This is a genomic window from uncultured Brachyspira sp. (genome assembly GCF_910578695.1).
Taxonomy (GTDB): Bacteria; Spirochaetota; Brachyspiria; order Brachyspirales; family Brachyspiraceae; genus Brachyspira.
This window is the reverse complement of record NZ_CAJTQJ010000017.1, coordinates 32,047-41,197: the sequence shown is the minus strand read 5'-3', so window position 1 is coordinate 41,197 and position 9,151 is coordinate 32,047. Positions and strand designations below refer to the sequence as shown.

The following is a 9,151-nucleotide window of genomic DNA, read 5'->3' as shown; positions in this document are numbered from 1 at the left end:
CAAGCAAGCAAGCAAGCAAGCAAGCAAGCAAGCAAGCAAGCAAGCAAGCAAGCAAGCAATTCTAAAAAATATTTTATATATATGCCTATTAATCATAATAGGCTATCGTTGTTTTGTTTTAAACATATATTAACTGGCAGGTATAATTATGCTTAAAGTAAGCATTATTATACCTGTTTATAATGCAGAAAAATATTTAGCTAAATGCTTAGACAGCATTATTAATCAAACTTTAAAAGAAATAGAGATAATTTGCATAGATGATTATTCTGCAGATAATAGTTTATCTATATTAGAAAAGTATAGCAAGTTAGATGCAAGAATTATTCTAATAAAAAATGAAATAAATAAAGGCTCTGGCAGAAGCCGTAATATTGGAATAAATATTGCTAAGGGAGAATATATTGCTTTTATAGATTCAGATGATTTTGTAGATTCTAAATATCTTGAATTGCTGTATAATACAGGAAAAAAGTTTGATGCAGATTTAGTAAATACAGAAAGCATATATTTTTGCAATGAAAATGACAATACAGAAAATTACATTTCAAATAATAATTTTAGTTTTAAAGAGGGGGCTAGAAATATTGATACTTCTTGTTTATTAAATAAATTAAGAAAATCAGCATTAGAATATACATTGAGTTGGTATGCATGCTGTAAAATTTGGAAATTAAATTTTTTGTTAAAAAATAAATTAGAATTTTTAAATATAAATAATTCCGAAGATTTTTACTTTTTATTTATGGCATTAGCTCATAATCCTATTACAGCTTATAATGGGGCGGCAAAGTATTATTATATTCAAAGGGAAAGTAGTTTAAGTAAAAAAGGTTCAAAGGAAAGCGTATTAGAAAATGCAAGAAATAATTTGCCTATATTAATTAATTATTATAATGACTGCTGTAATGATTATAAATTAAATATTATGAATTATGTTTTAAGCTATTTGTTTTATCTTTATAAGGATATTAAAGATAAAGATGCTTATAATTTGCTTATTGATACAATTAATATAATTTCTTTAAGCAAAAAACTTTTTACTACAAATTTATTTTTAAAAATGTATTTTTCTAAATATGGCGTATTGAAAAATTATGATACTTTTATATTTTATAATGAATTTTATTCTGGAACCATAAGAAAAATGTTCTCTCATTCATTATTATCTTTATTAAAAAAACTTGACTTTATACCATAATTTATAAAGTATAATAAGTTTTCAAATATACTTTAAAAAGTTATGATGAGTATTTTGCTGTAGTTTATATTAGTTTTAATAAATAGTCTTTCTTATTTTATGTAAACTAATTACAAATTTTTATAATATTAAATTTCATTATAATATAATTATTGTACAATATTTTTTATATTCTAAAAAAATCTATTTTTTTGTTTATATAACATTGATATAAAATTTAATTATGATATAATTTACAATAAAATAAATTTTTGGGGAAAATAAAATGAAAAAATTATTATCTGCAATTCTCATAATTATGGGAGCAATATTTGTATTGTCATGCGGCAATAATGCAAAAAAAACTGATACAGTAGTAGTTACAACAGTTGAAGATTTAACAGGTAAAGAATTTATCCTTACTAATATGTATGAGGGTAAAGAAGTTACAATAGCTTTTTCTGATACTAATATGTTAGGCGGAAAATCAGCTGTTAATAGCTATTTTACAGAGTATTCATTAGATTCAGGCAAATTAATATTGAATGCATTAGGTTCTACTAAAATGGCAGGTCCTGAAGAAGATATGGCAGTAGAATATGAATACTTAGAAATATTAAATGGTGCAGATACAATTTCTTTAGACGGAGATGTATTAACTATTACTACTGATTCAGGTACAAATTTAATTTATACTTTTAAAGGTAATGTAGAAGTTATTACTGAAGATGTTGTTAATGCTGAAGATACTGAAAATGCTGTTAACGTTGAAAATACTGAAAATATTGTTGAAGAATAATATTTTTATTTAATATTTTTTAAATAAGCAAGATAATAATATTTTTATTGTCTTGCTTTTTTCTTTTTAATATAAATTCTTAATAAACTATTGACTTTTATAATTAGTAATATAATATAAAAGTATATATTACTGTTTTTATATAAAATTATTGGAGCTGTTATGCAATTTAGAGGATACTTTTTTATATATTTAGTGTTTTGTTTAATTCTAATTATTTCCTGCTCGGAGACAATGCCTTTAAAGGAATATAAAGATGCATCTGTTTTGAGAGAAAAGGCTGTAAGATATGATTTGCAGAAATACTCAAAAGAAGAATTTGATATAGCTGAAGCAAATTATTCAGAAGCTCTAATACTTATAAATGAAAATAAAGATTCTGCTAAAGTTAAAGAACTTTTAACAGCAGCATCAAATTCATATCAAACAGTATTAAGTAATGTTCTTCCTCAGTATGCCCAGATATTAAAAGAAGAGATATCTTTTGAGAGAGTATATTCTAAAGAAATAAAAGCATATAGAGTAGATAAAGATAATTATGAGTTTGCAGAACTTAATTATATAAATGCATTATCCGCTTTAAGTACTAATAATTATGAAGAAGCTGTGAATTATTTTCTAAATTCTAAAAAATATCATCATAAAGCATATTTTACGACTAAAGTAAGATATGATGAAAGTTCAAGAGGAATAAAAGAAGCAGAAGAAAAAATTAAGCAGGTTGATGAATTAGATAAGTCATCATCTGCTAAATAAACTATAATTTTATAAAATTGGAGTTTAAGAAATGAAAAAGGGATTATTTTTATTTATTGCTTTAATATTATCTTGTTTCTTGTATGCACAGGAGACTAATGATTTAGTTTTACCGCCTGAACTGCCTTCAGATTTGCCTGAAAGCATAAAAGAAAGTGATGACTATAAATTAGCTCAAAGATACAGAGAAATGGCGATAGAAGCTCATGAGGCAGGGGATTATAATCAAAGTATAGAATACTCAAAACAAAGCAAAGAATATTCTGATAAAATTATATTAAGATACGGAGTTTATGAGTATGTATTAAATAGCCAAAGATATGCTGAAAGAAAATTGAATCTTTTTAAAGGACTTGGCGGAGATACTAATGAATTAACATCTCCTCTATATGAAGGATCTGTTTCTGATATTAATTCAGCAAATAATATGTTTAATGCTGCTGCTAATAATGATGATTATACAAATACTATGCTTGAATACAGCAAATCAGCTGATAAATCTGAATTGGGATATAATATTATTTCTATAGATTTAAGAAGAGAATATCTAATGAATGAATCTTTATTAACTAACGGAGATGATACCGATTTGGAAATTACAGCTTTAAGAGATGAGTCCAAAGATTTATTATCTAATGGAGATTATACTAATTCTTTGATAAAATCAAGAGATGCTATGAGTATTCTTGACAGATTAGAAGCACCATTAGCTTATGCAAAGGCTCAGGAGGCTATGGATAAAGCTAAAGAAGATGGTTATAATGACAGCAAGCCTTCTTTATATGATGAAGCTTCAAAATCATTAACTTCAGCAGGAGAAACTTTGGCTGCTAATAATTATTCAGATTCATTAATGCATTCAAAAAATGTTATTAGTTTAGTTAATTCAATGGAAAATTCATCTTTCTCAGAAGGAGAACAGTTATTAGACAAAGCAGTATTCCCTCAGTATTATGTAGTTCAGCTAAGAGATACTAATACAGATTCATTATGGCGTATAGCTTCTTATAGCTTTATATATGGCGACGGTAATTTATGGAGAAGAATTTATGAAGCTAATAGAAATGCTATAAGGGATCCTAATATTATAAGAGAAGGTATGAGATTAATTATACCTAGTCTTAAAGGTGAAATCAGAGAGGGAGTTTATGATATTAATAAAACTTACAGTGATATAAATACTTTCTCTGCTAATCAGACACAAGACAATATGATTATGGAAGATGATGCAAATTCAGATACTCAAAATAATGCTGATAATAATGAAGAAGCAGAAGAGCCTATCATAAATGAACAGACAGATAATATAGAAGCTGGTGAGAGTATAGAAATGTCTGAAGAAGAAATTGCTGATGATATGGAAGCTGACGGAGATGCGGCAGCTGCAGAATAAATAATATAATTGGTTTAAATTTATAAAAAATAATTACGAATATTACTGAAGTTAATATAATTTAAGAGGGGCTGATTTTGTATAAAAAGTTAAAAATTATTATTATTTCGTTATTAGGTATTATAATATTTGCATCTGTTATTATAGCACAAAAACCTAAAGCTTCAAAAGAACATTTATTTATTGAAACAGATTTCGGTACTATAGAAATAGCTTTCTTTCCTGATAAAGCTCCGAAACATGTTGAAACTATTAAAAAACTCGCTAATGAGGGTTTTTATAATGGTACGCTTTTTCATAGAGTTATACCGGGTTTTATGATACAGGGAGGAGATCCTTTAAGTAAGCAGCCTAACAGAGCTTTGCATGGAACAGGAGGACCTAATTTTGTTATACCTGCGGAGTTTAATGATGTTTCTCATAAAAGAGGAATATGTTCTATGGCTAGAGGACAAAGCATAAATAGTGCTGGGTCGCAGTTTTTTATCTGTGTGGCTGACAGTACATTTTTAGACAGACAATATACTGTATGGGGCGAAGTTGTAAGCGGTATGGAAGCTGCTGATAAGATAGTATCATTAAAAAGAGATGCTAATGATAATCCTATACAGCCTGCTAAAATGAACAGAGTTTATGTGAAAACAGTTAATTAAGGGGAAATTAAAATGAAAGAACATTTATTTATTGAAACAGAATACGGTACTATAGAAATAGAATTCTATCCTGATAAAGCTCCGAAACATGTTGAAACTATTAAAAAACTTGCTAATGAAGGTTTTTATGACGGAATAAGATTTCATAGAGTAATACCTAGATTTATGATACAGGGAGGAGATCCTATAAGTAAAGATGCTTCAAAAAGGCATTTGCATGGTACAGGAGGTCCAGGCTTTAATATACCTGCTGAGTTTAATGATATTGCACATAAAAGAGGAATATGTTCTATGGCTAGAAGCGAGCATCCTGACAGTGCAGGGTCGCAGTTTTTTATTTGCGTAGATGATGCTTCTCATTTAGACGGACAGTATACAGTTTGGGGAAATGTTGTTAATGGTATGGAAGTTGTTGATAAAATAGTGTCATTAAAAAGAGATCATAATGATAATCCTATGGAAAATTCTACTATGAATAAAGTATATATTAAAGAAATAGAATAATTCTTTATAATAAAAGTAAAATAAAAGACGGGATTCAATATATGAGTTTCGTCTTTTTTATTATATATTATTTCTCTGTTATTTATTACAACTTATTTATTTATTATAACTTATTTATTTGTCATAACTTAACGGATTTTTTATGTATTAAATAAACAGTAAATGCAATAATCAGATAAATTGCTGAAGTAATTAATGCAGCTATAAGATTATCTAAAGTAGAGCCCACAGCTAATATAGTATTGAGTATAGGAACTACCAAAAGCCCAGTAACAGACATTAAAGAAAAACCTAAAGAAAACTCTGTAAGAGCAGGACTTTTATATTCGGGGTCGCATATTTTTAGAAGAGTCATTCCTGTTATAAGTACTCCTGTCAAAGTTCCCCAAGAAATTATTGCTCTTTCAAAAGCATAGTCATTTTTAAATAGCATATTATTAAATATAAATACTATAAGATAAGTAGCTATAAATCCCGCTATGCACATAACTGTTATAGGTGCTGTATAATGAATTACTGCTTTTATAGGAAGGCTTGTTATTGCAGATACTATTGCAAAGTCGCTTAGTGTACCTATAATTCTTGCTTTTACTTTAGAATCTATCATCCATTCTAATTTTAATTTTTTTATAATCATATTTAAAGCAAACATTATAATCATAGAATAAGTCCATACAGGAAGAACATCTAAACCTGCTATACCAATTTTTTTTATGAAATTCAAAACTATAAAGGCTAATCCGCATACTGCAAATATTACAGCTAAGTGAAAAGTAATAGTTTCTATAGAACTGCTTAAAAAAGTTTCTCTTCCCAAACTTTCCTGACTTTTTATATCATTATTATATCCTGCTTCCATATTATAATCTATTTTTTTTATATTCTTATTATTTTCATTTTCATTAATAATTTTTTTAATGACATTAGTTTTATTAGTTCTAACAGCAATATTTATAAATACAATGCCGAATATCATTCCTCCTACAAGCCCTATAGTTGCAGTAGTTAAAGCCACGCCTTGAGCTATTTCCCATTGAGCAATTCCAAATCCTTCAAGCATTTTTCCAGTGGCAGCAGCAAGTCCGTGTCCTCCTGCAAATCCTGCTGAAAGTTCATAGCCGAATGTTCTATATATATTTATATCCGTATTTATTTTTGTAAATAGTATATTAACTGCATATCCTATAGCAGACTGAAGCATACTTGCACATTGGAATATACCAAATGCCATTAAAACTTTTGCAGGGTAAAGAGATTTTATTTTTTTCTCTTCGTTTAAAAACATACCAAGCGGAATAGCAGCAAATATAGGTATGGATAAAATTCCGGGAAGCAGCGAATATGTTTTAATATAATCCTGAGATATAGAGAAACTTGAAATTTTACCTATAATTTCAGGAGATATTAAAAGTCCTATAAATCCTCCTATTACAGAAGCTGGAAGATATAATTTTTGAAATAATTTTACTTTAGCTCTAAGTAAAGCACCTATAAGAAGCAGCAGCGATAATAAAGATAATGATTGCAGTAATTCAGTTAATAGTTTTGAAGTCATTCTTTTTTTATATCTCCTATTAATTTTTTATTTATTTTATTGCTTTTATCTATTGTTATTTCTTTTTCTTCTATTTTAATAGTATCTCCGTAAAATTTAGGAGGCTTATCTAATATTATATCAGCAAACATTATAATCCTTGCTCCTAATTCTCTTGGAAATTGTCTGATTCTGTACAATTTTCTAACATTATTAGCATTATATCCTATTGCATTAATATGTTTTTGTCTTGCTATAAATACAGCTCTTTCATTATGGAAAGGCTGAGATACTATAGTGAAATTGCTGAGTTCAAAAACTTTATTTGCTCTTATTATAGAATCTCTAGTTCTAAATCCTGCAAAGTCTAAAAATATATGTTTTTTATTAACGCCCAATTTCATTAAATCTAAACGCATTTGTCTAGGCTCATTATATGATTTATATCTATTATCTCCGCTTACAAGTATGAATTTTACTTTTCCTTTTTTGTATAATTCGTATGCGGCGTCCATTCTAAATTTAAAATACATATTTATTTTTCCGTCATTTAAATATTTGCTTGTTCCCAAAACCAATGCAGCATCATTATAGGGTATTTTTTCTATTGAAGAATATATATATTTTCTTGAATATAAGGATACTGATGAGTATATTATAATGCATGACAAAATTAATATAATAATAATTTCAGGTAAAAATTTAAAAGCTGATAAAAAAATAAAAATTAAATAATTTACAAATTTATATAAACTATTTTTATTATATATTTTTTTATTTAATATTTCTTTATTATTTTTAATATATGATATTTTATTTTTGTATCTATTTTTTAATATCTTCATAATATTTTTATAAATATGCAGCCTTATGATTTTTGATAGTATACTAAAATAATTTATATTGTCAATCTATTTTATTATGATATTATTTTTTACTTTACTTTTTTATTTATTAATATATAATAAAAGAGAATGTATAATCATATTTATTTCAATATTTGCTTAATCTCAAGCAAGCAAGCAAGCAAGCAAGCAAGCAAGCAAGCAAGCAAGCAAGCAAGCAAGCGTCTAATCTTTATTTAAAAATAAATAATTTATATTTTTTGCTGCAATCTAGGAGTATTTTATGTTTTTAGAAAATCCTGTAAGCTATGATAATAATATTTTAAATAGAATAAAAATTTATGAAGAATATTCGCTTATGAGTGACGTAGATAGAAAGTTTTTAAATGGAGTTGTAAGAGAAGTTAAGCCAAAAAAAGTACTGGAAATAGGTGTTTTTGCAGGTATGAGTTCAGCAATAATATTAAATGCTATTAAAGATTTTAATGATTCTTTTTTATATTCTGTAGATTATAATACTTTGCTTTATTCAGATAATACTAAAAAGTCAGGTTTTATATTGGATAAAGAAGAGTATAGAGATTTATTAAGCAGGCATAAATTATATACAGGAGGAGTTACAGCTAAATTTATTGAAGAAATAGGGCAAGATATAGATTTATGCTTTATTGATGCAGCACATATTAATCCGGGTGAATTTATGGATATTTTAATGGTGCTTCCTTACTTGAAAAAAAATGCTGTATTAATAATACATGATGTGGCAAATCATACATTTTCATATAAAAATAATAAATTAGTATATACATGCGGTGTATTATTTAGTGCACTTAAGGGAAGAAAAATTATACCGAATGATGGTATATTTAATTCTATTGGTAATATAGGTGCTGTAATATTAGACGATGATATATTGGATAGAGTTTATGATTATTTTCATTTACTGACTTTGCCATGGGAATATTTACCTACAGATGAAGATATAGAGATTACAAAAAATATATTTATTAAGCATTATGATAAAAAATATATTGATATGTTTATTAATATTTATTCCTACTATAAAAAAGAAATTACAGCAATTAATGATAATATAAGAAATGAAAAAACTGCTTTTGAAAGCAATCATGATTTCTATATGAAAATAAAGTCTTTAGAAATAAGATTATCTGCTATGGAAAAATATGTAAATAGAAGGTTTAATAAAATAATTAATAAATTAGCATGGTTTATCCCTATTAAAAGTATGCGTAATAATTTTAGAAATGATTTGATAGAATAATTTAATTAATAATTTAATTTAATAACTATTTCTAAATAGTTATTAAATTATTAAATTTTCATAATACATATTTTTATATTTAATATGCTTCATTATATTTTTATATAAATTATGCTTTTTAATTATAGTATTTATTATGCTTAAAATATAAAACAGAGCTTTATTATTACTTTTAAAAGTTTAAGAAAAAATCATATTTAAGTAT

Annotated in this window: 9 protein-coding genes; 7 read left to right on the top strand and 2 right to left on the bottom strand. The window is 26.2% G+C overall.

All coding sequences use genetic code 11. From position 1 onward, the window contains the following. The first annotated feature begins 148 nt into the window (after window positions 1–148). The 6 genes from QZ288_RS06495 (at window position 149) to QZ288_RS06470 (ending at window position 5,285) form a co-directional block, all read left to right on the top strand. Complete coding sequence (locus tag QZ288_RS06495) at window positions 149–1,201, top strand: glycosyltransferase family 2 protein (protein ID WP_295156645.1); 1,053 nt, start codon at window positions 149–151, stop codon at window positions 1,199–1,201. 265 nt (window positions 1,202–1,466) lie between these two features. Beyond that, window positions 1,467–1,979: an META domain-containing protein gene (locus QZ288_RS06490; protein ID WP_295156643.1), complete on the top strand. Its 513-nt coding sequence runs from the start codon at window positions 1,467–1,469 to the stop codon at window positions 1,977–1,979. A gap of 162 nt (window positions 1,980–2,141) precedes the next feature. Continuing rightward, window positions 2,142–2,735, top strand: a complete 594-nt coding sequence (locus QZ288_RS06485) for a hypothetical protein (RefSeq protein WP_295156640.1) — start codon at window positions 2,142–2,144, stop codon at window positions 2,733–2,735. A 31-nt stretch (window positions 2,736–2,766) separates the two neighbouring features. Next, the gene (locus QZ288_RS06480; protein WP_295156637.1) at window positions 2,767–4,128 is read left to right on the top strand and encodes a LysM peptidoglycan-binding domain-containing protein; all 1,362 of its coding nucleotides are present in this window, start codon (window positions 2,767–2,769) and stop codon (window positions 4,126–4,128) included. Between the two features lie 77 nt (window positions 4,129–4,205). Further along, a complete protein-coding gene (locus QZ288_RS06475; protein ID WP_295156635.1) occupies window positions 4,206–4,781 on the top strand; it encodes a peptidylprolyl isomerase in 576 nt (191 codons plus the stop codon). A 12-nt stretch (window positions 4,782–4,793) separates the two neighbouring features. Continuing rightward, on the top strand, window positions 4,794–5,285 hold the full coding sequence (locus QZ288_RS06470; RefSeq protein ID WP_295156631.1) for a peptidylprolyl isomerase: 492 nt from the start codon (window positions 4,794–4,796) through the stop codon (window positions 5,283–5,285). 121 nt (window positions 5,286–5,406) lie between these two features. Here the strand turns inward: QZ288_RS06470 and QZ288_RS06465 are convergent, their stop codons facing one another. Together QZ288_RS06465 and QZ288_RS06460 are read right to left on the bottom strand one after the other, a co-directional pair. After that, window positions 5,407–6,840: a sodium/glutamate symporter gene (locus QZ288_RS06465; RefSeq protein WP_295156628.1), complete on the bottom strand. Its 1,434-nt coding sequence runs from the start codon at window positions 6,838–6,840 to the stop codon at window positions 5,407–5,409. After that, window positions 6,837–7,664, bottom strand: coding sequence for an ElyC/SanA/YdcF family protein (locus QZ288_RS06460; protein ID WP_365970306.1), 828 nt, complete (start codon window positions 7,662–7,664; stop codon window positions 6,837–6,839). Before QZ288_RS06460 ends, QZ288_RS06465 begins: the two co-directional genes overlap by 4 nt. Window positions 7,665–7,947: 283 nt before the next feature. Between QZ288_RS06460 and QZ288_RS06455 the strand changes: the two genes are divergently transcribed. Further along, window positions 7,948–8,946 carry a class I SAM-dependent methyltransferase gene (locus tag QZ288_RS06455; RefSeq protein ID WP_295156622.1) on the top strand — a complete coding sequence of 333 codons (999 nt, stop codon included), beginning with the start codon at window positions 7,948–7,950 and terminating at the stop codon, window positions 8,944–8,946. The last annotated feature ends 205 nt before the right edge of the window (window positions 8,947–9,151 follow it).

Coding starts and splice junctions, on each gene's coding strand:
- QZ288_RS06455 (WP_295156622.1), top strand. CDS start 7,948: ATGTTTTTAGAAAATCCTGTAAGCTATGATAATAATATTTTAAATAGA.
- QZ288_RS06485 (WP_295156640.1), top strand. CDS start 2,142: ATGCAATTTAGAGGATACTTTTTTATATATTTAGTGTTTTGTTTAATT.
- QZ288_RS06480 (WP_295156637.1), top strand. CDS start 2,767: ATGAAAAAGGGATTATTTTTATTTATTGCTTTAATATTATCTTGTTTC.
- QZ288_RS06460 (WP_365970306.1), bottom strand. CDS start 7,664: ATGAAGATATTAAAAAATAGATACAAAAATAAAATATCATATATTAAA.
- QZ288_RS06465 (WP_295156628.1), bottom strand. CDS start 6,840: ATGACTTCAAAACTATTAACTGAATTACTGCAATCATTATCTTTATTA.
- QZ288_RS06495 (WP_295156645.1), top strand. CDS start 149: ATGCTTAAAGTAAGCATTATTATACCTGTTTATAATGCAGAAAAATAT.
- QZ288_RS06470 (WP_295156631.1), top strand. CDS start 4,794: ATGAAAGAACATTTATTTATTGAAACAGAATACGGTACTATAGAAATA.
- QZ288_RS06490 (WP_295156643.1), top strand. CDS start 1,467: ATGAAAAAATTATTATCTGCAATTCTCATAATTATGGGAGCAATATTT.